A 20,690-nucleotide genomic window follows, 5' to 3' on the forward strand; every position below is an offset into this window, starting at 1 on the left:
GCCACGACGCCGGTGCCCTCCCCCGCCGATGTGGCGGAGGAGGGCACCGGCGCTCGGATCAGTTGAGCACGAACGAGATCGTCGCGGTGTTGCCCACCACGTCGTGCACGATCAGCGTGTTCGCCCCCTGCACGGCCCCGAAGGTGCCAGGGCGCAGGAAGTTGACATCCGACCATGCGTTGTCGGTCAGGTCCTTCTCCACACCGTTGATCACGACCTTGTCGATGCGTCCGGCGTCGTACAGCTTGTAGCTGACGACGTCGTACCCTTCGGCGGTGCCGACGGTGAAGTCGGCCCCCTCCTTCACGGTCGCCGTGGGCGCATCCGCGTCGACGGTGAACGCGAACGTCCCGGTGCGGGAGATGTTCCCCGCCCGATCGTGCGCGTTGTACCGCAGCGTGTACTCCCCCGACGCCAGCGCGACGGTGGCGGTGTGGGTGCCGCTCTCGGCTCCGTTCATCGCCGTCTGGGTGCTCCGCACCAGCGTGCCGCCCTGATACACGTTCGCCACGATGCGCTCGAGTCCACCCAGATCGGAGGCGTCGACCTGGACCTCCAGCGCTCCGAACGGTCCCGCGGTCGTCGGTGACACCAGTGCCACCTCGGGGCGGGTCGTATCGGCCGGGGCGCTCTGGAACAGCCGCGGCGCGAAATCGATCAGGTTCTTCTGCCAGACGTCCCACCCGTGCGGGCCGGGCGTCACGCCGTTGAACTCGTACTCGATCCCGAGCTCGTCCAGCACGGGGAGCGAGTTCATCACCGAGGTGTAGGTGAAGTCGGTGATGTCTCCGGTGTACAGGCGGAACAGCTCGGTGCCTGCGTTGATGGCCTCGGCATCGACGCCCGCAGTGCCCCCGAAGCCGGCCGCGAACGTGCCGATGTACGCGAACGCCCCCGGATGTGCCTTGAGCACCGACACCGTCCGCGCTCCCCCGGCCGACAGGCCCGCGAGGGCGCGCTTGGCGGGGTTGCCGCTGACGTTGTACCGCTCCTCGGTGACGGGCACGACGTTCTCGAGGAGCTCCCTCGGATAGTCGCTGACGTTGCCGTTGGGCATGACCACGACCATCGGTTCGATCGCGCCGTCGAGGAAGAGGTTGTCGAGGATCTGACGCGCGCGCCCCACCTCGACCCAGTCCGTCCAGCTCTGGCCGCCGCCGTGGTTCAGCACGAACAGGGGATACGGCTCCGGCCGCTCGGCGTCGTACCCCGGTGGCGTCCACACGTACGCGCTGCGCTCCTGGCCGGCCACCGAGCTCTGGTACGACATCACCTCGAGGTCTCCACCTGACCCGGCCGGCACATCCGTGAGGAGGCGTGCCCCCTCACCGGGCACGAGGAACGTGCTCCACGCCGGCTCGCTCGTCACGAACGTGGGGTTGGAGGCGTCCTTGACCGGCTGACGGTCGACGATGAAGCGGTAGTGGTAGAACTTCGACTCCAGCGGTCCCACCGTCGCCCGCCACCGGTCGCCGACCTTGGTCATCTCCACGCGCAGCCAGCTGCCGCCGGGCGCCCAGTTGGCCCACACCGAGACGTACTCGGCGTCGGCGAATTCGGTCGTCGTCTCGAACGTGACGAAGCCGCCCTCGGAGACCCACGGGGTCGGGGTCGTGCCGGGGGCCGGAGGTTCGAACCGCTCGGTGAGGGCGGTGTGCCCTTCGCTCATCGCGGGGTCGCTCGCCTGGCCGGTGAACAGCCGAGGCGCGAAGTCGATCAGGTTCTCCTGCCACGCGTTCCAGTTGTGGCCGGCGTCGGGATTGACGCCGTCGAACTGGTACTCGAGGCCCACTTCGTCGAACTTCTGGAACGAGTCGTAGACGTCGTTGTGCGCCACGTCGGTGGGGTTGCCCACATACACGCGGAACAGGTCGGTGCGGTTGTTCATCTTGCGCACCGGGATGTCGTCCAGGTCACCGAACCGGCCCGCGCCGAACGTGCCGATCTGGGAGAACTCACCCGGGTGCTCGCTGAACACCTCGAAGGTCTGCCCGCCGCCCATCGACAGGCCGGCCAGGGCCCGCTTCTTCTTGGACGGGGAGACGCGGTAGGCGTCTTCGACGGCCGGGACGATGTTCTCCAGCAGTTCCGTCGGGAAGTCGGGCACGTTGCCGTTGCCCATCACGACGAGCATGTCCTCCAGGCGCCCCGACAGCCACAGGTTGTCCAGGATCTGCTCGGCGCGGCCGACCTCGACCCAGTCGCGGTAGCTCTGCCCGCCGCCGTGCTGGAGGTACAGCACCGGCAGCTTCTTGCCCTTGGGCTTGTAGGTGGGGGGCACCCACACGAGCGCCTCGCGCTCCTCGCCCGCCACCGAGCTGTCGTAGGTGAGGGTCTCGATCGTGCCGGCCTCCTCGGGCGCGTCGGCCAGGAGCGCAGCGGACTCGCCGGGGATGAAGAAGGTGCTCCACTCCGGCTCGGATGCCACGGTCGTGGGGTTGCTCGCGTCCTTGAGCACCTTGCTGTCGTCGCCGGTGACCTGGTAGTAGTACAGCCCCGGCGCGAACGGTCCGTACGTCGCGGTCCAGTTGGCGCCGCTGCGCTGCAGGCCGATCTGCGCCCAGTTCGCGGAGGGACCGAAGTTGCCCTCCACGACCACCTGCGACACGGGCCCGACCGCTTCCTCGACCGCGGCGTTGGGCACGGCGATCCGCAGGTAGCCGTCGTCCTGCACGGTGATCCACGGCTCGGCGGCTGCCGCCGGCACCGCGCCGGCGAGCGCGGTGAGCGCGACGATCGCCGCTGTCAGCAGCGCGACCGCGCGCCTGGCGCGCGGGAACCGGCTCGGTGGCCGGGTCTCGGATGTGATCTCCATCGATTCCTCATCTCGTGTGACGTGTCCGACCGTGCGCAGGCGCGACGAAGGAGGCCCGCACGGGCCGGCTGGGGGGAACGGAATCGACGACGCCGACTTCTCCGGGAGGGGATTTACAACGTCGTAAATGCCGTACGCCGACACTCTGGCAGGGCGTCACGCCCCGGTCAAGAGGAGTTTCCAACGTTGTGAACGGCGACCTCCGTCAGCGGCGCGACGTGCACCGGCGTGTCCAGGACCGGTGCCGGCACCTCCCTGGTGCGGCCGGTCAGCGTCACGACCACCGGCGCGGTCGCGGTCGCCAGCGACAGTCCGGCGGAGAGTTCGATGATCCCGGCCTCGACGACACGGCGCCGGTCGCGCCCGACGAAGGCGAAGCGATCGGCCGAGAGGGTGAACGTCACCTCGGCGGCGGCGCCGGCGGCGAGCTCGACGCGCGCATAGCCCACGAGCTGCACGACGGGACGGGTGACCGAGGCGACGGGATCGGACGCGTACAGCTGCACGACGACGGCTCCGTCCCGCGCGCCCACGTTGCGCACCTGGGTGCGCGCGCGCACCGACCCCGCGACGTCGATCGAGTCGGCGTCGAGGGCGAGCGGGTCCAGCTCGAATTCCGTGTAGGACAGACCGTGGCCGAACGAGAACGCGGGCGCGATCGACAGATTGCTGATGCGATCGCCGTCCTGGCCGAGCGGCGGGGCGAGGTAGGTGTGCGGGATCGCCGCGCCGCTGCGCGGGATCTGGACGGGGAGGTGGCCGGACGGATTCACCGCGCCGGTGAGCACGCGCGCGAGTGCCCCGCCTCCCTCCACGCCCGGGAGGAAGGCCTGCACGAGAGCGGCCGCCCGCCCGACGTAGCGGCCCAGGGCATAGGGCCGTCCCGACACCACGACGAGGACCACGGGCGTGCCGGTTCCCAGGACCGCCTCCACGAGCCGTCCCTGATGGCCCGGCAGCTCCAGGTCGGGCGCATCGGACCCTTCGCCCGACGTCCCCTTCCCGAACATCCCGGCCCGATCCCCCACGACGACCACCGCCACATCGCTCTCGCGCGCGGCGGCGACCGCACGATCCAGCGCGCCCGGGGCAGGCGGATCCACCAGCGGGACGCCCTCCTCGACGACCAGTTCGGTCCCCGGCAGCGCGTCGGCGAGCGCCGCGGCGACCGGCTCGGCGGCGATGCCGAGGCCGAGGCCGGGATGGCGCGGGAGCACGTGGATCGGGTAGGAGTAGGCGCCCATCAGCACGCGCGGGTCGTTCGCGCCGGGACCGACCACTGCGACGCGGCGGAGGCCGCCGGGCAGGGGCAGCGCGGCGGCGGGGTTGTCCAGGAGGATGATCGACTCCTCCGCCAGCCGCCGGGCCAGGTCGCGGTTGCGCGGGCTGTCCAGATCGTGATCGGCCGGGTCCGGCGGCGTCCACCCCTCGTCGAGGAGGCCGAGGTCGAGCTTCTGACGCAGCACGCGCCGGACGGCCGTGTCGACCTCCGCCCGCGTGCGCTCGGGATCGGGATCGTCCTCGTCGAGGAGGCGGAAGGCGGAGGTATCCGGAAGCTCGACATCCATGCCGGCGTGCAGCGCTTGCCTGCCCGCATCCGCCATCGTCCCGGCCACGCCGTGCTTGGACTTCAGGAACGCGATCGCCCAGTAGTCCGACACCACCGTGCCCTCGAACCCCCACTCGCCGCGCAGCACGTCGGTGAGCAGCCAGCGGTCGGCGGCGGCCGGCACACGATCGGTCTCGGTGTAGGAGTTCATGACGCTGCCGGCACCGCCCGAGCGCACCGCCATCTCGAACGGCGGCAGCACGAGGTCGCGCAGCTCCCGCTCGCCCATCGAGACGGGCGCATGGTTGCGACCGCCGCGCGAGGAGGCGTGCCCGGCGAAGTGCTTGAGCGTCGCGATGACACCGGCCTCCTGCATCCCGCGCACATACTCCGTCGCGAGCGTGGCCACCACGTACGGATCCTCGCCGAGGGTCTCCTCCACGCGACCCCACCGGTAGTCGGTGACGACGTCGAGCACCGGCGAGAGCCCCTGGTGCACGCCGACCGCCCGCATGTCCTCGCCGATCGCCCGCGCCATCTTCCGCACGAGGCTGCGATCGAACGTCGCCGCCCACGCCATCGGGATCGGGTAGACCGTCGCCCCCAGCGTCGTGAAGCCCGTCAGGCACTCCTCATGGACGATCGCGGGGATGCCCAGGCGCGTCCGCTCGCGCAGGAAGGCCTGCGCCGCGCGCACCTTCGCCATACCCGCGCGTGCCGGCACCGGCGTCGTGCCGAACACGCGCGTGAGGTGGCCGATGCCGGCGGCGGCGGCCGTCTCGAACGGCAGTCGCCCTCGGCCGAGGACATCCTGCATCGGCGCGATGATCTCGGAGGCGTCACGGGTGTCCTCCCAGTGGCTGCCCAGCTGCGCCAGCTTCTCCGCAGGGGTCATCGATGCCAGCAGGGCGTCGACGCGCTCGGCGGGATCCAGGGTCGGATCCCGCCACGGCTGCGGCGGGGCGGTGCTGTCGTCGTCGGGGGCGAGATCTGCGCGGGTCATGCGCGCCGCTCAGCCGAGGGTCACCGCGGTCCACGAGACCGCGGGGAGGGTCAGCGAGACGGTGTGCGCGTCGCCGAGGTCGGCGGCGATGTCACGCAGGCCCACACGGTCGGGCTCGGTGAGCGTGTTGGCGGCGTGCATGTCGTCGTCGTGCAGGGTCACCGCCGAGCGCACCGCCACCGCCCCCAGCATCGTGACGTCGACCTCGAGCGCGACCTCCTCGGTGAGATTCCGGTTGACGACGAACAGGGTCGTCTCGCCCGTGTCAGGGTCGTGCGTGGCGACGGCGTCGACCATCGGCACGGCGCCGTACAGCTCGGTGTCGTACTCGGGCGACTCCAGGCGCACCTCGAGGGCGTTCCCGCGCGCCAGGCGCGACGTGACGGCGAAGGGGAAGAACGTGCTCTGGCGCCACGCCGGTCCGCCCGGCTCCGTCATGATCGGGGCGATCACGTTGACCAGCTGGGCGAGGCTCGCCGACTTCACGCGGTCCGCGTGGCGCAGCAGCGAGATGAGCAGGTTCCCGACCACGACCGCATCGGCGACGGAGTACGTGTCCTCGAGCAGCCGCGGGGCCACCGGCCACTGCTCGACGTCGGTGATCTTGTCGACGTCGTTGTAGCGGGACTGGTACCACACGTTCCACTCGTCGAAGGAGATGTCGATCGTCTTGTCGCTGTGGCGGATCGCCTTGACGTGATCGGCCGTGGCGACGACGGTGTCGATGAAGCGGTCCATGTCGGTGGCCGAGGCGAGGAAGCTGCCGTAGTCGCCGTTGCGGGGTTCGTAGTAGGCGTGGCACGAGATGAAGTCGACGTCGTCGTACGTGCGCTCCAGCACCACCCGCTCCCACTCGCCGAACGTGGGCATCTGCGCCCCCGAGCTCCCGCACACCACCAGCTGGAGGTCCGGGTCGACCTGTCGCATGGCGCTGGCGGTCTTGGCGGCGAGGGCGGCGTACTCCTCCGCGGTGCTGTGGCCCAGCTGCCAGGGGCCGTCCATCTCGTTGCCCAGGCACCACATGCGGATGCCGTGGGGTTCGGGGTGTCCGTTGGCGACGCGGCGATCCGACCAGAAGGTGCCCGAGCGCAGGTTCGCGTACTCCAGCACGTCGAGCGCCTCGAGAACCCCCCGCGTGCCGAGGTTCACGGCGTACATCACTTCGCCGCCGGCCTTGGCCGACCACGTCGCGAACTCGTCCAGGCCGATCTCGTTGGTCTCGGTGGAGTGCCACGCCAGGTCGAGGCGGCGCGGGCGGTCCTCGCGCGGCCCGACGCCGTCCTCCCAGCGGTACCCCGACACGAAGTTCCCCCCCGGGTACCGCACGGTGGAGACCCCGAGCTCGCGCACGAGGTCGATCACGTCCTGGCGGAAGCCGTCCGCATCCGCCGACGGGTGCGACGGCTCGTAGATCCCGTCGTACACGCAGCGGCCCAGATGCTCGACGAACGACCCGAACAGGCGGCGGTCGACGGCTCCGACCACGAAGTGGGGGTCGATGGTGACACGTGCAGAAGTCATGCTCCTCTTTCCGGGTGGTGCGGGGCGGCCGTGGTCGGCCAGGTCATTTCAAGCTGCCGATCGACAATCCGCCCTGCCAGTAGCGCTGCAGGGTGAGGAATGCGATCACGAGGGGGATCACCGAGACGAGGGAGCCGAGGATGATGATGCTCCACAGCGACGTGCCGCCGGAGTTGTTCGCCGAGGCGATGCCCTGCCACAGCCCGATCCCCACCGTGACGGGGAACAGGCGGTTGTCCGAGAGCATCGCCAGGGGAAGGAAATAGTTGTTCCACGAGGCCACGATCGACAGCAGCAGGACCGTGACGATCGCCGGGCGCAGCATCGGCAGGGCGACCTGCGCGAAGATGCGGAACTCCCTCGCGCCGTCCACGCGGGCGGCGTCCAGCAGCTCGTCCGGGACGGCGTCCCGCGCGTACACGTGCATGAGGTACACCCCGAACGGGTTGAGCAGGGTCGGCAGGATGACGGCCCAGATGGTGTTGGTGATGCCCAGCTCGGCGAACATGATGAACGTCGGGATGACCAGCGCGGTCGTGGGCACCATGACCGATCCGAGCAGGATGGCGAAGCTGATGCGACGCCCGGCGAAACGGTACTTCGCGAAACCGTACCCGGCGGCCACGGCCAGGACTGTCGCCCCCACGCCGCCGGCGAACGCGTACAGCGCGGAGTTGCCGAGCCAGCGCAGGTAGATGCCGTCCTGGAAGGTGAACAGCTGGGCGAAGTTGCCGGCGTAGTCCACGACGTCGTCGAACCACAGGGCGCTGCCGCCGCCGAACAACCCGGCCGCCGTCTTGGAGCTGTTGACGAGAACCCACCAGAACGGGATGAGGAAGTACACCACCAGGAATCCGAGCAGGATCTGCATCGGCAGGTAGCGGCGCCGGGCGGCTGCGCGGCGCGATCGCTCGAGAGTCGTGGTCATGACAGGAAGCTCCCCCGCTTGCGCGTGATGAACAGGAAGATGTACACGCACACGAAGACCACGGCGCCCAGGGCGAAGGAGATCGCGCTGCCGTAGTTGTAGTTGGCGAGGGCGAAGGCCTGCTGGTAGGCGTACATGTTCGGGGTGAAGTCGGCGGGGATCGCACCGGCGGCCAGGTAACGCAGGATCTGCGGTTCGTTGAAGAACTGCAGCGTCCCGATGAGGGCGAACACCAGGATCAGCACGAGCGCCGGCGCGATGAGCGGGATCTTGATGCGCAGCACGATCTGCCACTGGCTGGCCCCGTCGATGCGCGCCGCCTCGTACAGGGTCGGGTCGATGCCCTGCAGCGCCGCGTACAGGATGATCATGTAGTAGCCGGCCCACTGCCACGTCACGATGTTGAGCAGACCGAAGAAGATCAGCTCGCGGGAGAGGAAATCGGGGCCGGCCTGGCCGAACATGCCGAACAGCTCCGCCAGCGGCCCGAAGCTCTTGCTGTAGAGGAACCCCCACATGAGCGCGCCGATGACGGCGGGGATCGCGTACGGCAGGAAGATCATCAGGCGCGAGAAGCGGGCGAACGCCCCCGTCACGACGTCGAGGATGAGCGCGACGGCGAGGGACACCGCCATCTGCAGCGGGATGAGAACGATGGAGAAGCGGATGACGAACCAGATGCCGTCGAGGAAGTTCGGATCGGTGAACGCCTTGACGTAGTTGCCGAATCCGACGAAGCGCGTCCCGCCGATGAGCTGGTTCTGGAACAGGCTCAGGTACAGCGCGAACAGCAGGGGCGCGACCAGGAATGCCACGAACACGACGGCGAAAGGGCCGACGAAGCCCCATCCGACGAGGCTCTGCCGCATGCGGCGGCGTGGTCGGCGGGCGGGTGCCGCCGCGACGGCGGGGGCGCTCTGCGCCAGATCAACGGTCATGGAAACCTCCGGTGGGAAGGGATGCGCCGCGCACGGGGCCGGCCCGGCGAGGCGGACCGGCCCTCGTGCGGCGGCATCACTCGACGGTGAAGCCCTGCTCCTCCGCGTAGCCGACGACATCTTCCTGCAGCCGGTCGGCGGCTTCCGAGCCCGTGATGGAGCCCTCGTTGATGGACGCGAGCTGCTCGGTGAAGGCATCGAAGTAGTACTGCCCGAACGGCGTGTAGGTCATGCCGCCGTAGGCGTTCGCCGCCGGCACGTACACCTCCTTGTTCGCCTGCTGCCCGCCGAAGAACGGCACCTCGTAGTCGACGAACTCCGGGGAGTTCAGCGCCGTGAGATTCAGCGGGAAGATCACCTGGTTCTGCCATCCGTCCAGCAGCGACGCGTCGTCGGCGTAGACCCCGAAGGCGACCTTGGCCGCCAGCTCGGGGTCGGCCGCCTGGCTCGTCACCGAGAAGGCGGACCCGCCCCAGTTGACCGAGACCGGCTCCGCGCCCTCCCACTGCGGCAGCGGCGCGACCTTCCAGACGCCCGCGTCATCCCCCTCGCCGACGCCTGCGCCGGTGAGGTAACCGGGAGCCCATGCCGCCGAGATGTAGGTGGCGTAGTCGCCCCCGATCACGCCGGAGATGTACTCCGGCGTGAACTGGTCCTGCGTGCCGACGAGGCCCTTCTCGACCAGCCCGGCCCAGTAGTCGAGCACCTTCTTCGACGCGTCGTCGTTGAGGTCGATGCCGATCGTCTCGGGCGAGGCGGAGTCGTACGTGAACGGCTGCGCGCCCGCCTGGTACTGCAGCGCCATGAACACCGCCGGGACGTTCGCCCCCAGGTCGCCGAAGAGCGGACCCCCGGCGTCCTTCACCGTCTGGGCCGCGACTTCGTACTCCTCCCACGTCGTGGGAGGAGTGATGCCGTACTGCTCGAAGACGTCGGCGCGGTAGATCATGCCCATCGGTCCGCCGTCCACCGGCGCGCCGTAGACGCCGTCGCCGACGGAGACGTCCTTCCACGCGCCCTCGCTGTAGTCGTCTTCGACGTCGTCGTAGCCGTACTCCCTGATGTCGACGATCGCTTCCTGGATCTGGAAGGTCGGGATGCGGTCGGCCTCGATCATGATGACGTCGGGGGCGCCGGTGCCCGCCGTGATCGCGGTCTGGAACTTGTCGTACTCGTCCCCGCCCTGGCCGACGTTGGTCCAGCACACCTGGACCTCGTCGTTCTGCTCGTTGAAGTTGTCGACGACGAGCTCCATGTTGGGGTACCACGCCCACATCGTGACGACGGGCAGGTCTTCCTTGGGGATGGTGTTGGTGCAGTTGGTGGCGTCGTTCCCACCGGTGCCACCACCGCCTCCGCCGGAGCAGGAGACGAGAGCGGCGGCGAGAGTGAGAGTCGCCGCGGCAGCGAATACGGGCTTGATCTTCACCGGGGTGTCCTTTCGGATGCTGAGACCTCTTCGTCATGCAGGACCACGCTCGGGCGCAGGGCGGGGTGAGCGCTTCTACAACGTTGTAGAGCAACGTTGTAGAAACGATAGGGCGCGCTCCGCGCGGGTGTCAAGGAATCCGCCCCCCAGCCGGGCGGGGCCGGTCCCCTGGCAGGATTCAGGCGAGGCATCGGGCCCTAGAGTGGGTTCACGTGCCACCGGAAGGGGGATCCATGGGGCCGACGATGCATGACGTCGCGCGCGTGGCGGGCGTATCCATCAAGACGGTGTCCAACGTCATCAACGACTACCCCCACGTGCGGCCGGGCACCCGCAGCCGCGTCGAGGCGGCGATCGCCGAGCTCGCCTACCGCCCCAACGCCTCGGCGCGCGGCCTGCGCTCGGGGCGCACCGGCATCATCGGCCTGGCCGTGCCGGCCCTGCGGGAGAACTACTTCGCCGAGCTGGCCGACTTCATCATCCGCGCGGCGGAGACGCGCGGGGTGGGCGTCGTGGTGGAGCAGACGAACGGAGACCGCGAGGCCGAGCTGCTCGCCGTCTCCGGCGGACGCCGCCGCTTCACCGACGGGCTGCTGCTGAGCCCCGTGCAGCTCGGCCAGGCCGATGCCGCGCTCCTGGACGTGCAGTACCCCCTCGTCCTGCTCGGCGACCGCATCTTCGGCGGCCCCACCGACCATGTCGCCATCCACAACACCTCCGCCGCCCGCGCCGGGGTCGAGCACCTCCTGGGCATCGGGCGCCGCCGCATCGCCGTGCTCGGAGGCACCCACGGCGATCCGGCCGAGCCGAGCTCGGCGAGCCTGCGGCTGCGGGGGTATCAGGAGGCACTGTCGGCGGCCGGTATCGCCGCCGATGCGACCCTCGTGCGTCCCTGCGCGCACTGGTCTCGTGCGGCGGGCGCCGAGGCGGTGCACGCGATGATCGCCGAGGGCGTGGACTTCGACGCGGTGTTCGCCCTCAACGACACCCTCGGGCTCGGTGCGCTGCGCGCACTAGCGGGCGAGGGGATCTCGGTGCCGGACGACGTCGCCGTCCTGGGGTTCGACGACATCGACGAGGCGCGATTCTCCGTCCCCTCGCTCTCCAGCGTGGACGCCGGGAAGGAGCGCATCGCCGAAGTCGCCGTCGACCTGCTCCTCGAACGCATCGCCGAGAAGGGCCCGCGCCAGCCGGCGCGCACGATCCAGCCCGCCTTCACCGTCGTGGCGCGCGAATCCACCGGCTTCCCCATCGCCGAGGTGTGACCCTCGCGCCTGCGGGCGTCAGCGCCAGGGGGAGGCGGCTTCCTCTGCTCGCCGCGCGGCGACGGCGTCGTAGGCGGCGCGCACCTCCGGGCGCGGATCGGATGCCGCGGCCCGCTCGAGTGCGAGGGGCCACGTCGGCCGGGTGCCGGTGAGACTCCAGGCCGCCTGACGGGCGGCCCCCAGGGCGACGTACTCGCCGGGTGCGGGAACGGCGACGGGCACATCGAACACCTGCGCCGCGATCGCGGCCACCGCGGGACTGCGGGCCGCGCCGCCCACCAGCAGCACGCGCTCCGCGGTCACCCCGAGCGAGCGGATGGCGTCCAGGCCGGTCGCGAGGCCCGCGAGCATCCCCTCGATGGCGGCGCGCGCGAGGTTCTCCCGCGTGGTGTTGCCGAGCGACAGCCCCGACAGCGACGCGCGCGCGTGGGGCAGGTTCGGGGTGCGCTCACCCTCGAACCACGGCACGAGCACGGCACCGCCGGCGCCGGGTTCGGCAGCCAGGGCCAGTGCGGCCAGTTCGTCGTGCGAGACGGCCAGCAGCCGGGCCGTCGCGTCCAGCACGCGGGCGGCATTGAGCGTGGCCACGAGCGGCAGGTATCCCCCGGCGGCGTCCGCGAAACCGGCGACGGTTCCGGTGGGGTCGGCGACGGGGTGATCGGTGACGGCGAACACCGTGCCGGAGGTGCCGATGGAGACCCCGACGTCGCCGGGGGCGGCATCCATCCCCAGCGCCGCACCGGCGTTGTCGCCGGCCCCGGGTCCCACCAGCACGCCCCCAGGGGTCGTCCCGGCGTTCTCCCCGGCCGCGAGCACGACCGGCAGGATCGCGTCGTGGCCGAGCGCGATCGTGAGCAGCTCGCGGTCGTAGCCGTCGGCTCCCCAGTACGCCGTCCCCGACGCGTCCGAACGGTCGGTCGTGAGCGCATCCAGCTGCGGGTCGTCGGGGCCGTACCCGCGCAGGCGCCACGTCAGCCAGTCGTGCGGCAGCGCCACCGCCGCGACCCGCGCGGCGTTGTCGGGCTCGGCGTCGCGCAGCCACCGCAGCTTGCTGGCGGTGAACGATGCCACCGGCACGACCCCCGTGCGCGCGGCGTAGGCCTCCGCACCGACCTCGGTGACCAGGTCGGCGGCGGCGGCGGCGGAGCGGGTGTCGTTCCACAGCAGCGCCGGGCGGATGACCCGGCCGCGCTCGTCCAGGGCCACCATGCCGTGCTGCTGCCCGGCGATCGAGACGGCGGCGACGTCGTCGAATCCCCCCGCATCCGCGATGGCGGCCTGGAGGGCCTGCCACCAGTGCTCGGGGTCGACCTCGGTGCCCTCCGGATGCGTCGCGCGGCCCTCCCGCACGATGAGCCCGGAGTCGGCGTCGAGGATGACGACCTTGCAGGACTGCGTCGACGAATCGACCCCGGCTACCAGCGCCATCGGATGCTCGCTTTCTCTCCCACGATGAGTGTCCGGGGCACCGGCGCGCGGGCGCCGATCGGGATGCCCCGGACACTCACGGTATCGCGTCAGCCGCGAGCACCCATCAGGTGCTCGGTGGCGAGCTGCTGCAGCCGCACGAAGCCGAAGCCCTTACCGCCGAAGTACACCGAGGGGTCGAAGTCCTCGTAGGCGGAGCGGTCGGCGAGGAAGTCGTCGTAGGACTCGCCCTCGTTCAGAGTCGGCACCGACAGCTCGTCCACGCGCGCGGCGGCCAGCGCCTCCTGCACCTCGGGGTCTGCGCGGAAGGCCGCGGCGCGCTCCTTGAGCAGCAGGTAGGTGCGCATGTTGGCCGCTGCCGACTCCCACACGCCGGTCTCGTCCTCGGTGCGGGAGGGCTTGTAGTCGAAGTGCCGGGGACCGTCGTAGGCGGGCACGCCGCCGGGGCCGCCGTTTTCGAGCAGGTCCACCAGCGCGAACGCGTTGTGCAGGTCGCCGTGGCCGAAGACGAGGTCCTGGTCGTATTTGATGCCGCGCTGACCGTTGAGGTCGATGTGGAACAGCTTGCCGTGGTACAGCGCCTGCGCGATGCCGGCGGCGAAGTTCAGGCCCGCCATCTGCTCGTGCCCGACCTCGGGGTTCAGGCCCACCAGTTCCGGGCGCTCGAGGGAGTCGATGAACGCGATCGCGTGCCCGAGCGTGGGCAGCAGGATGTCGCCGCGCGGCTCGTTGGGCTTGGGCTCGATGGCGAAGCGGATGTCGTAGCCCTTGTCGGTGACGTAATCACCGAGCAGGTTGACGGCCTCGCGGTAGCGCTCGAGCGCTGCCCGCACATCCTTCGCGGAGTCGTACTCGGCGCCTTCTCGGCCGCCCCACATCACGAACGTCTGCGCGCCGAGCTCGGCACCGAGGTCGAGCTGGCGGAACACCTTGCGCAGCGCGTAGCGGCGGACCGCGCGGTCGTTGGAGGTGAAGCCGCCGTCTTTGAAGACGGGGGCGCTGAACAGGTTCGTCGTCACCATCGGCACCACGATGCCGGTGTCGGCCATCGCGCCCTTCAGCCGGTCGATCTGCGTCTGACGTTCGGCCTCGGTGGAGCCGAAGGCGAAGAGGTCGTCGTCGTGGAAGGTGAGTCCGTACGCGCCCAGTTCTGCCAGCTTCTCGACCGCATGGACCACGTCCAGCGCGGGGCGGGTGGGGCCGCCGAAGGGATCGTTGCCGTTGTAGCCGATGGTCCAGAGTCCGAAGGAGAACTTGTCCGCGGGGGTGGGGGTAGGCATGAGTGCCACGCTTTCGTCGTCGAAAAATGTTGCCGCACACAACCTATCCGCCCTGCGAGCGGCGGTCAACCATCACGGCCACGTGGATGCGAGGATCCGCGAATTCGTCTTCGAGGGCAACAAACGTGCGGAGCGACGCCCGCTCAGTCGATAGCCTGGGACGATGACCACGCCGCGCACCGGGATAGAGGGGGTCCGCGCCGGCAACCTGGGACGCATCCTGCGGCGCGTGCACGTCTCCGGCGCCGCCTCGCGTGCGACGCTCACCGCCGAGCTCGGGCTTAATCGCTCGACGATCGCCGACCTCGTCGGCGAGCTCGTGGAGCTGGGCTTCGTGCGCGAGAGCGCACCCGGCCCCGAGCGCCGCGTCGGGCGCCCTTCGCCCGTGGTCGCGACCTCTCCCGAGGTCATCGCGATCGCGGTGAACCCCGAGGTGGATGCGCTCGAGATCGCCGCGGTGCGGCTGGACCGCGGCATCCCCCACCGCGTGCGGCTGGAGATGGACCACCTGCTGGCCCCGGAGGAGACCGCGCGGCTGGTGCGCGAGCAGCTCGACCGCTGGCGCGACACGGAATCGCCGGGTGCCATCGTGGCCGGGATCGGCGTGGCCGTACCCGGGCTCGTCCGTGGCGCCGACGGCGTCGTGCGCACGGCACCGCACCTGGGCTGGACCGACGTCCCGTTGCGCACCCTGATAGCCGAGGCGACCGGCCTGCCCGTCGTGGTCGCCAACGACGCGAGCCTGGGCATCCTGGCCGAGCACCGCTTCGGGGCCGCGCGCGACATCGACGATGTCGTGTACCTCAACGGCGGTGCGAGCGGGATCGGCGGCGGGCTCATCGTGCAGGGGATGGCCGTCGGGGGCGCGGGCGGGTACGCCGGCGAATTCGGGCAGAACCGCCCAGGGATCGTCGCCGACAGCGACCGGCGCGCGCCCGGCGGGGTGCTCGAGGACGAGGTCAGCCGCGCCCGCCTTCTGGACGTCCTCGGAATGACTGCGGCCGACGATCCGGCGCTCGCGGCCGCCCTGGCCGCGTCGTCAGCACCCGCGGTGGCGGCGGAGACCGCACGTCAGCGCCGCATCCTGGCCACGGCCCTCGCCAACGCCGTGAACGTCCTCAACCCCTCCGTCATCGTCCTCGGCGGGTTCCTCGCCACCCTCGCCGAGCTGGACCTCCCCGCCTTCACGGACGCGGTCGCGGATCAGGCGATGCCCGCCAACGCCGAAGGTCTCGACGTGCGGGTGGCCTCCCTGGCCGCCGACCGTCTCCTCATCGGCGCCGCCGAGGCAGCGTTCGAGCCGCTGCTGGAGGATCCCGCCGGCGCCGTGCGGGTGCCTGCGGATACACCCGCCCGCTGAGCCGGGCAACCCGTCGCGCCGGCGGCGCGCGTGCCGGAGAGTAGGCGCATGAGCGATCCGACCCTGCCTCCCGACGCGCCCGTCTCCCCCGGTCTGCCCGGCCCTGCCCCGGGCGCACCTCCGGCCGAACCTCTCGCCCCCCACCCCGACGAGCCGCTCGCCCCGTATCCGGACGAGCCGCTCGCGCCGTCCCCGGCGGAGCCGACTCCCCTGCCCGACGGACCGAACCGCTTCTGACGCACACGCCCGCGCCGCCTCGATCGATGATCGGGGCGGCGCGGTCCCGCCTGGGGGGTGAAGCTCAACGGCGCCGCGCGCGCGGCACCAACTCACCTTCGATGACGTCGATGGGGGTCAGACCCGCGAACGCGTCGTCGACGCGAGGAGCACCCTCCGTGGCGTCCTCATCGTCCGGCTTGGCCGGTTCCCGACGTGGGCTCACGGTGATCTCCTTCCGACGCCCCCAGCCTCGCAACCGCGGTGTGCTCGCGCATCCCCTTGACAGCCGCCCCGGTCGGGGCGTATCCCGCGCGCTGCCTCGGGCGGCTAGGGTGGTCGGCATGGGCACCATCTACTACGGCGGCTCCGGCACACCGGTCCACATCGAGGACCGTGCACTCGCGCACCTGAAGGTGGTGATCGCGACGAAGCTGCGTCGCGGCGAGAGCTTCACCGTGTCGTGGCGACACCCCGACGACCAGCCGCGCGGACGGAGCACCCTGTGGCTGCACCCGTCCATCCCCCTGCGCTTCGTCTTCGACGACCCTGAGCCGGCGACCCTCAGCCGGCAGTGGGTGGAGGAACTGGCCAACTCGGCCAACTCCTCCGGAGGCATCATGCTCGTCGCCGAGCACTTCGAGGTGCCCGCGGAGCACAGCGAGACGTCCTGACGCCCGGGGCGCCGAGGACCGGCGTCAGCCCTCTTCGACGAAGGAGTCCTCGGCCGGCTCGGGAACGATCGAGAGGCCGTTGGGTCCGCTCGCGACCAGCATGAGCTCCTCGACCCACGCACGGTTGATGCGGGGGCTCCGGCTGCCGAAGAAGTGGAACTGGATCGGGACGGCGGGGTGCATCCAGAAGCTGCGGCGCCCGCTGCCGTCGCCGACCTCGACATCGAACATGAACGACTCCGAGCGGCGCAGCTTGTTCATCACGACGATGCGAAGGTGTGCGAGGGTGCGATCGTCGATGTCGACGGAGTTCGGCATCGTGTCGTAGATGAATCTGCCCATGCGCCGAGCCTAGCCGCCCGGGGCCGGGACGACAGACGCACACCCGCCGTCGTTATGCAGACGGAGCCCGGAGTGCAAGCCCGGCCTCGCGCGTGCGTGGAGTCGTATCGTGGTGGGGTGGGAACGATCTTCTACGGCGACACCGCCACCCCGATCGAGATCGAGGATCGCGCACTGGCTCACCTCAAGGTGGTCATCGCGACGAAGCTGCGACGCGGGGAGAGCTTCACGCTGTCCTGGACGCACGGCGACGGGCAGGAACCGGGACGCAGCACCGTGTGGCTGCACCCGTCCATCCCGTTGCGCTTCGTCTTCGACGACCCGGAGCCGGCGATGCTCAGCCGCGCCTGGATGGAGGAACTGGCCAACTCCGCCAATTCCTCCGGCGGTCTGATGCTCGTGGCGGAGCCCCCCGAGTCGCCCTCAGCGTAGACGTCAGAGCTGGTCGAGGATCTCCCGGACCCCTGCCTCCACGGCGGTGGGAACCACGAGCGGACGACCCGCGGTGAACGCGTCCCACTCGCGCAGCAGGATGGTCTCGATGCGCGCGGCGGCGACGGCGGGGTAGTCGGTGCGCAGGCGCTGAACGACCTCCGTGAAGGACGTCACGGCTACGCCCTCGATCTGCAGAACAGACCCTTCGGGCGGGATCGCCGACTGCCCAGCGTCTACCGCCTTGTCGTCCATGCGCTCATCGTTTCACGCCGATTCGGCAAACGCGAATGCTCCGCGAACTGGTATCCAACCTGCCTAGCGATCGCCCTGCGCGGGTCAGATCGCGGTCGGCAGCGGCCCGGCCGGTTCCTCGTCCGCGCCGTGCGGATCGACCTGGTCGACCGCTTCCTGGAGCCGCGCGAGGCACGCCACGACGATCGCGCTCTCCTCGGGGGTCATGTCGATGACGGCGGACATCATGCGCTCGTGCATCTTCCCGAGCGTCGCCCGGACCTCGGCGTCGGATTCGGCGGTGGCCACCACGAGGATGCTGCGCCGATCAGAGGGGTGCGGCACGCGGGTGACGTGACCGGACTTCTCCAGGCGGTCGATGATCGCGGTCGTGGACGCCGTGGATACGCCGAGGTAGCGTGTCAGCTCGCTCGGGGAGACCGACCGGCCCTCTCCGGAGGCCTTGAGGAGGTAGCGGAGGACGAGCAGCTCGTTCTCGCCCATCGACATCGACTCACGCGTGCGCCGGCGCATCGCGATCTCCGCCGCGCGGTACACGCGGAAGGCCTGCAGCACCTCGACCGCTCGCGATCGGCGTTCCTCCTCGGACGCGCCGTACCAATAGCGCGACGACTCGGCCCGCGTTTCACCCACGTCCGGCATCCTATGCCAGCACCGGTGCGTGTCGTCCACCCCTCGCGGGGAGTCTGCAGACCGTCTCCGCCCACGCGGGGGTACCATCGAAGGGTTGTCAGGCTACTTGCTCCGACCGGAAGTATCTCGCTATTCAAGCTGAATGGCGGGGAGGGATGTTGTGAGGCACACCGCGTCGGCGGGAAACGTCGTGAAGGCGCTGGACGATCTGGTCAGCGTCGAGAAGTCCGTCGACCGTGCCATCCTCCAGGCCCTCGGCATCGGACCCAACGACGCCGCCGTGCTGCGGCACCTGCTCGACCTGGAATCCAGCGGGACCACCACGACGACGCCCCGCAGCCTGTCCGACCTCCTCGGGATCTCCTCCGCCGCGACGACCGCCCTCATCGACCGTCTCGTGAACGCGGGGTGGGTGGAGCGCCAGCCGCATCCGCAGGACCGGCGGAGCGTCCTCATCCGCGCGACGGTGCCTCCGGGCTCCCCCGCGCGGCGGCTCCTGGCGGTACGGAGCGTGGCCGTGTCGTCCGCGGCCGCCGGGCTGGGCGCTCAGGAGCGGCGGATCGTGGTGGAGTTCCTCGACGAATTGCACCGTGCCGAGCAGCGCTACCTCGCCGAGGCCACCGCCCTGACCGCTGCCACGCAGTCGCTGCCGCGCCGATAGCGCCGCCCCGCCGCCGGGTCAACCCGCTGCGACCCGCCGATGCGATCGGCGAGGGTCGATGCGGGAAGGAGCGGCATGGGCGAACCGCGGGCTTGGATCGGCACCTCCGGGTGGAGCTACCCGCACTGGCGCGGCGTGCTGTACGAGCCGGGCACACGCGACCAGCTCGCGCGGTACGTCCGGGAGTTCGACACGGTGGAGCTGAACACGAGCTTCTACCGGTGGCCGCGGCCGGAGCGGTTCGTGGCGTGGCGCGAACGACTGCCGCCCGGGTTCGAGCTCGCCGTGAAGGCGCCGCGCGGGGTCACGCACGCCCGCAGCCTCCAGCTCACCCCCGAGTGGCAGGAGCGGATCGCGGCGGGCCTGGCGGCGCTGGGCGGCACGCGCGGCCCGTTCCTGGCGCAGCTGCCGCCGGGCGCCGAGCGCGACGACGCCCGGCTCACGTCCTTCCTCGAGGGGCTCCCGCCGGACTCGCGTCCCGTCATGGAGCTGCGGCATCCGTCGTGGGTGGATGAGGCGGTCTTCCAGATCCTCGAGCAGTACGGTGCCGCCTACTGCGTCATGAGCGGTGCGGGGCTGCCGTGCGTGCTGCGCGCCACCACCTCCTTCGTGTACGTGCGCCTGCACGGGCCCGACGACACGCTGTACAACGGCTCGTACGGCCGCGAGGCGATCGCGTGGTGGGCCGACCGCATCCGCGAGTGGCTCGCGCAGGGGCGCGACGTGTACGCCTACTTCAACAACGATCTCGGCGGCAACGCGGTGCGCGACGCGTGGGCGCTACGCGACGCCCTGGCCTGACGCGAACGCGTTCAGCCGCTCGACGAGCTCACCCAGCGTCGCCTCCTCGCGCACGAGGCCCAGCCGGATGAATCCCCGCCCGCGGTCGCCGAAGCCGTCGCCGGGCGCGACGGCCACGCGCTGCTCCTCCCGCAGCCGGCGGGCGAACTCGACGGCGTCACCGCCGCCGGGGACCCGCACCCACACGAAGAACGAGCCGTCCGGCGTCGCCACGTCCCATCCGATGCGCCGCAGTCCTGCGACCACGACGTCGCGCCGGCGCTGATACATCGCCACGAGTTCCGCGGCGGCGGTCTGATCGCCCGACAGGGCCGTCGCGGCGGCCTCCTGCGCCGCTCCGAACAGCGTGCTGAAGGCGTGCGCCTGATAGCGGCCCATGGCGGCGATGAGGGAGGCGTTTCCGGCGGCGAACCCCACGCGCCATCCGGCCATGCTGTACGTCTTGGACAGCGTCTGGACCTCCACCGTGACGTCGTGGCCGCGGTCCACGGCGAGCGCCGACAGCGGACGGCGTCCGTCGAAGCCCAAGGCGGAATAGGCGAAGTCGTGGATGAACGCCGCCCCCGTGCGCCGCGCGAACGCGGCAGCGGCCTCGAACGTCGCGGGCGTGGCGAGGGCGCCGGTGGGGTTGTTCGGGTAGTTCAGCAGCAGCACCGAGGCGGATGCGACGCCCGCGAGCGCGTCGAAGTCGGGCTGGTAGTGCGGCTGCGGAAGGGGCAGCGGCACGGTGCGCGCGCCGGCCAGTCCCGTCGCCGAGGTGTAGAGCGGGTACCCCGGGTCGGGCAGGACGACGTTCGTGCCGGGATCGGCGAGGGCCATGACGGCGGCCAGGAGCGCCTCATGCGACCCGTGCGAGACCACGACCTCGGCCTCCGGGTCGATGTGGACGCCGTGATCGTCGCGGTACCGTTGCGCGATCGCGCGGCGCAGCGCCGGGCGCCCCGCGTACGCGGGGTACCGGTGGTTGACGGGGTCGGCGACCTCCCGCTGCATCGCCGCGACGATGTGCTCGGGCGTGGGGAGGTCCGGATTGCCCTTGGAGACGTCGATCATCTCGGGACCGGGGAGCGCGGCCAACCGCGCGATCTCGCGGTCCATCCCACCCCAGAAGTTCGGCGGCAGGGCCTGGACGCGGGCGGCGGCGCGGAACTCGGTCATCG

20 protein-coding genes are annotated in these 20,690 nt (G+C 70.8%); 7 read left to right on the forward strand and 13 right to left on the reverse strand.

Translation table 11 applies throughout. From position 1 onward, the window contains the following. Positions 1–58: 58 nt before the first annotated feature. The 6 genes from E4V99_RS04335 to E4V99_RS04360 form a co-directional block, all read right to left on the reverse strand. Entirely contained in the window at positions 59–2,815 is a 2,757-nt protein-coding gene (locus E4V99_RS04335) for an alpha/beta hydrolase-fold protein (protein ID WP_135063163.1), read from the reverse strand. A 167-nt stretch (positions 2,816–2,982) separates the two neighbouring features. Then, positions 2,983–5,367 carry a glycoside hydrolase family 3 N-terminal domain-containing protein gene (locus tag E4V99_RS04340; protein WP_135063161.1) on the reverse strand — a complete coding sequence of 795 codons (2,385 nt, stop codon included), beginning with the start codon at positions 5,365–5,367 and terminating at the stop codon, positions 2,983–2,985. 9 nt (positions 5,368–5,376) lie between these two features. Beyond that, positions 5,377–6,888: an alpha-N-arabinofuranosidase gene (locus E4V99_RS04345; RefSeq protein ID WP_135063160.1), complete on the reverse strand. Its 1,512-nt coding sequence runs from the start codon at positions 6,886–6,888 to the stop codon at positions 5,377–5,379. Between the two features lie 43 nt (positions 6,889–6,931). Beyond that, positions 6,932–7,816 (reverse strand): carbohydrate ABC transporter permease, encoded by an 885-nt coding sequence (locus E4V99_RS04350; protein ID WP_135063159.1) that lies wholly within the window; start codon positions 7,814–7,816, stop codon positions 6,932–6,934. Then, entirely contained in the window at positions 7,813–8,754 is a 942-nt protein-coding gene (locus E4V99_RS04355) for a sugar ABC transporter permease (RefSeq protein WP_135063157.1), read from the reverse strand. The genes E4V99_RS04350 and E4V99_RS04355 overlap by 4 nt, the downstream gene beginning before the upstream one ends. Before the next feature lie 76 nt (positions 8,755–8,830). After that, on the reverse strand, positions 8,831–10,183 hold the full coding sequence (locus E4V99_RS04360; protein WP_135063155.1) for an extracellular solute-binding protein: 1,353 nt from the start codon (positions 10,181–10,183) through the stop codon (positions 8,831–8,833). A gap of 233 nt (positions 10,184–10,416) precedes the next feature. Here E4V99_RS04360 and E4V99_RS04365 point away from each other — a divergent pair, with 233 nt between their 5' ends. After that, positions 10,417–11,448 (forward strand): LacI family DNA-binding transcriptional regulator, encoded by a 1,032-nt coding sequence (locus E4V99_RS04365; protein WP_135063153.1) that lies wholly within the window; start codon positions 10,417–10,419, stop codon positions 11,446–11,448. A gap of 18 nt (positions 11,449–11,466) precedes the next feature. Here the strand turns inward: E4V99_RS04365 and xylB are convergent, their stop codons facing one another. Both xylB and xylA read right to left on the reverse strand, forming a co-directional pair. Next, positions 11,467–12,876, reverse strand: a complete 1,410-nt coding sequence (gene xylB, locus E4V99_RS04370; protein WP_135063151.1) for a xylulokinase — start codon at positions 12,874–12,876, stop codon at positions 11,467–11,469. An 89-nt stretch (positions 12,877–12,965) separates the two neighbouring features. Further along, on the reverse strand, positions 12,966–14,156 hold the full coding sequence (gene xylA, locus E4V99_RS04375; protein WP_135063149.1) for a xylose isomerase: 1,191 nt from the start codon (positions 14,154–14,156) through the stop codon (positions 12,966–12,968). Positions 14,157–14,319: 163 nt separating this feature from the next. Between xylA and E4V99_RS04380 the strand changes: the two genes are divergently transcribed. Both E4V99_RS04380 and E4V99_RS04385 read left to right on the forward strand, forming a co-directional pair. Next, positions 14,320–15,516, forward strand: coding sequence for an ROK family transcriptional regulator (locus tag E4V99_RS04380; protein WP_135063147.1), 1,197 nt, complete (start codon positions 14,320–14,322; stop codon positions 15,514–15,516). Positions 15,517–15,564: 48 nt separating this feature from the next. After that, on the forward strand, positions 15,565–15,753 hold the full coding sequence (locus E4V99_RS04385) for a hypothetical protein (protein WP_187270410.1): 189 nt from the start codon (positions 15,565–15,567) through the stop codon (positions 15,751–15,753). Between the two features lie 64 nt (positions 15,754–15,817). Here E4V99_RS04385 and E4V99_RS18410 read toward each other — a convergent pair whose 3' ends face one another. Then, positions 15,818–15,958, reverse strand: a complete 141-nt coding sequence (locus tag E4V99_RS18410) for a hypothetical protein (protein ID WP_167747709.1) — start codon at positions 15,956–15,958, stop codon at positions 15,818–15,820. 118 nt (positions 15,959–16,076) lie between these two features. On the opposite strand from E4V99_RS18410, the gene E4V99_RS04390 reads away from it, so the two are divergent. After that, positions 16,077–16,406, forward strand: a complete 330-nt coding sequence (locus E4V99_RS04390; protein ID WP_135063145.1) for a hypothetical protein — start codon at positions 16,077–16,079, stop codon at positions 16,404–16,406. A 24-nt stretch (positions 16,407–16,430) separates the two neighbouring features. Here E4V99_RS04390 and E4V99_RS04395 read toward each other — a convergent pair whose 3' ends face one another. Continuing rightward, positions 16,431–16,748 carry an ATP-dependent DNA ligase gene (locus E4V99_RS04395; protein WP_135063144.1) on the reverse strand — a complete coding sequence of 106 codons (318 nt, stop codon included), beginning with the start codon at positions 16,746–16,748 and terminating at the stop codon, positions 16,431–16,433. A gap of 117 nt (positions 16,749–16,865) precedes the next feature. Here E4V99_RS04395 and E4V99_RS04400 point away from each other — a divergent pair, with 117 nt between their 5' ends. Further along, positions 16,866–17,180, forward strand: a complete 315-nt coding sequence (locus tag E4V99_RS04400) for a hypothetical protein (protein WP_135063142.1) — start codon at positions 16,866–16,868, stop codon at positions 17,178–17,180. Positions 17,181–17,183: 3 nt separating this feature from the next. Here the strand turns inward: E4V99_RS04400 and E4V99_RS04405 are convergent, their stop codons facing one another. Both E4V99_RS04405 and E4V99_RS04410 read right to left on the reverse strand, forming a co-directional pair. Further along, the gene (locus E4V99_RS04405; RefSeq protein ID WP_135063140.1) at positions 17,184–17,435 is read right to left on the reverse strand and encodes a hypothetical protein; all 252 of its coding nucleotides are present in this window, start codon (positions 17,433–17,435) and stop codon (positions 17,184–17,186) included. A gap of 84 nt (positions 17,436–17,519) precedes the next feature. After that, complete coding sequence (locus tag E4V99_RS04410) at positions 17,520–18,068, reverse strand: MarR family transcriptional regulator (RefSeq protein ID WP_240742784.1); 549 nt, start codon at positions 18,066–18,068, stop codon at positions 17,520–17,522. Positions 18,069–18,228: 160 nt separating this feature from the next. On the opposite strand from E4V99_RS04410, the gene E4V99_RS04415 reads away from it, so the two are divergent. Then, positions 18,229–18,729, forward strand: coding sequence for a MarR family transcriptional regulator (locus tag E4V99_RS04415; RefSeq protein WP_167747708.1), 501 nt, complete (start codon positions 18,229–18,231; stop codon positions 18,727–18,729). Between the two features lie 75 nt (positions 18,730–18,804). After that, positions 18,805–19,530, forward strand: coding sequence for a DUF72 domain-containing protein (locus E4V99_RS04420; protein WP_135063134.1), 726 nt, complete (start codon positions 18,805–18,807; stop codon positions 19,528–19,530). Here the strand turns inward: E4V99_RS04420 and E4V99_RS04425 are convergent. Continuing rightward, complete coding sequence (locus E4V99_RS04425) at positions 19,510–20,688, reverse strand: aminotransferase class I/II-fold pyridoxal phosphate-dependent enzyme (RefSeq protein WP_135116527.1); 1,179 nt, start codon at positions 20,686–20,688, stop codon at positions 19,510–19,512. The two genes, E4V99_RS04420 and E4V99_RS04425, sit on opposite strands and share 21 nt — an antisense overlap. Positions 20,689–20,690: the final 2 nt, after the last annotated feature.

Origin of the sequence: Microbacterium sp. dk485 (genome assembly GCF_004570445.1) — a bacterium.
In the GTDB taxonomy this organism is placed as follows: Bacteria; Actinomycetota; Actinomycetes; order Actinomycetales; family Microbacteriaceae; genus Microbacterium; species Microbacterium wangchenii.

Excerpts from the sequence above, each read along its gene's own strand:
- E4V99_RS04340 (WP_135063161.1), bottom strand. The coding sequence starts at position 5,367 with ATGACCCGCGCAGATCTCGCCCCCGACGACGACAGCACCGCCCCGCCG.
- E4V99_RS04385 (WP_187270410.1), top strand. The coding sequence starts at position 15,565 with ATGAGCGATCCGACCCTGCCTCCCGACGCGCCCGTCTCCCCCGGTCTG.
- E4V99_RS04380 (WP_135063147.1), top strand. The coding sequence starts at position 14,320 with ATGACCACGCCGCGCACCGGGATAGAGGGGGTCCGCGCCGGCAACCTG.
- E4V99_RS04405 (WP_135063140.1), bottom strand. The coding sequence starts at position 17,435 with ATGGACGACAAGGCGGTAGACGCTGGGCAGTCGGCGATCCCGCCCGAA.
- E4V99_RS04395 (WP_135063144.1), bottom strand. The coding sequence starts at position 16,748 with ATGGGCAGATTCATCTACGACACGATGCCGAACTCCGTCGACATCGAC.
- E4V99_RS04420 (WP_135063134.1), top strand. The coding sequence starts at position 18,805 with ATGGGCGAACCGCGGGCTTGGATCGGCACCTCCGGGTGGAGCTACCCG.
- E4V99_RS04350 (WP_135063159.1), bottom strand. The coding sequence starts at position 7,816 with ATGACCACGACTCTCGAGCGATCGCGCCGCGCAGCCGCCCGGCGCCGC.
- E4V99_RS04365 (WP_135063153.1), top strand. The coding sequence starts at position 10,417 with ATGGGGCCGACGATGCATGACGTCGCGCGCGTGGCGGGCGTATCCATC.
- E4V99_RS04390 (WP_135063145.1), top strand. The coding sequence starts at position 16,077 with ATGGGCACCATCTACTACGGCGGCTCCGGCACACCGGTCCACATCGAG.
- xylB (WP_135063151.1), bottom strand. The coding sequence starts at position 12,876 with ATGGCGCTGGTAGCCGGGGTCGATTCGTCGACGCAGTCCTGCAAGGTC.
- xylA (WP_135063149.1), bottom strand. The coding sequence starts at position 14,156 with ATGCCTACCCCCACCCCCGCGGACAAGTTCTCCTTCGGACTCTGGACC.
- E4V99_RS04355 (WP_135063157.1), bottom strand. The coding sequence starts at position 8,754 with ATGACCGTTGATCTGGCGCAGAGCGCCCCCGCCGTCGCGGCGGCACCC.
- E4V99_RS04335 (WP_135063163.1), bottom strand. The coding sequence starts at position 2,815 with ATGGAGATCACATCCGAGACCCGGCCACCGAGCCGGTTCCCGCGCGCC.
- E4V99_RS04345 (WP_135063160.1), bottom strand. The coding sequence starts at position 6,888 with ATGACTTCTGCACGTGTCACCATCGACCCCCACTTCGTGGTCGGAGCC.
- E4V99_RS04425 (WP_135116527.1), bottom strand. The coding sequence starts at position 20,688 with ATGACCGAGTTCCGCGCCGCCGCCCGCGTCCAGGCCCTGCCGCCGAAC.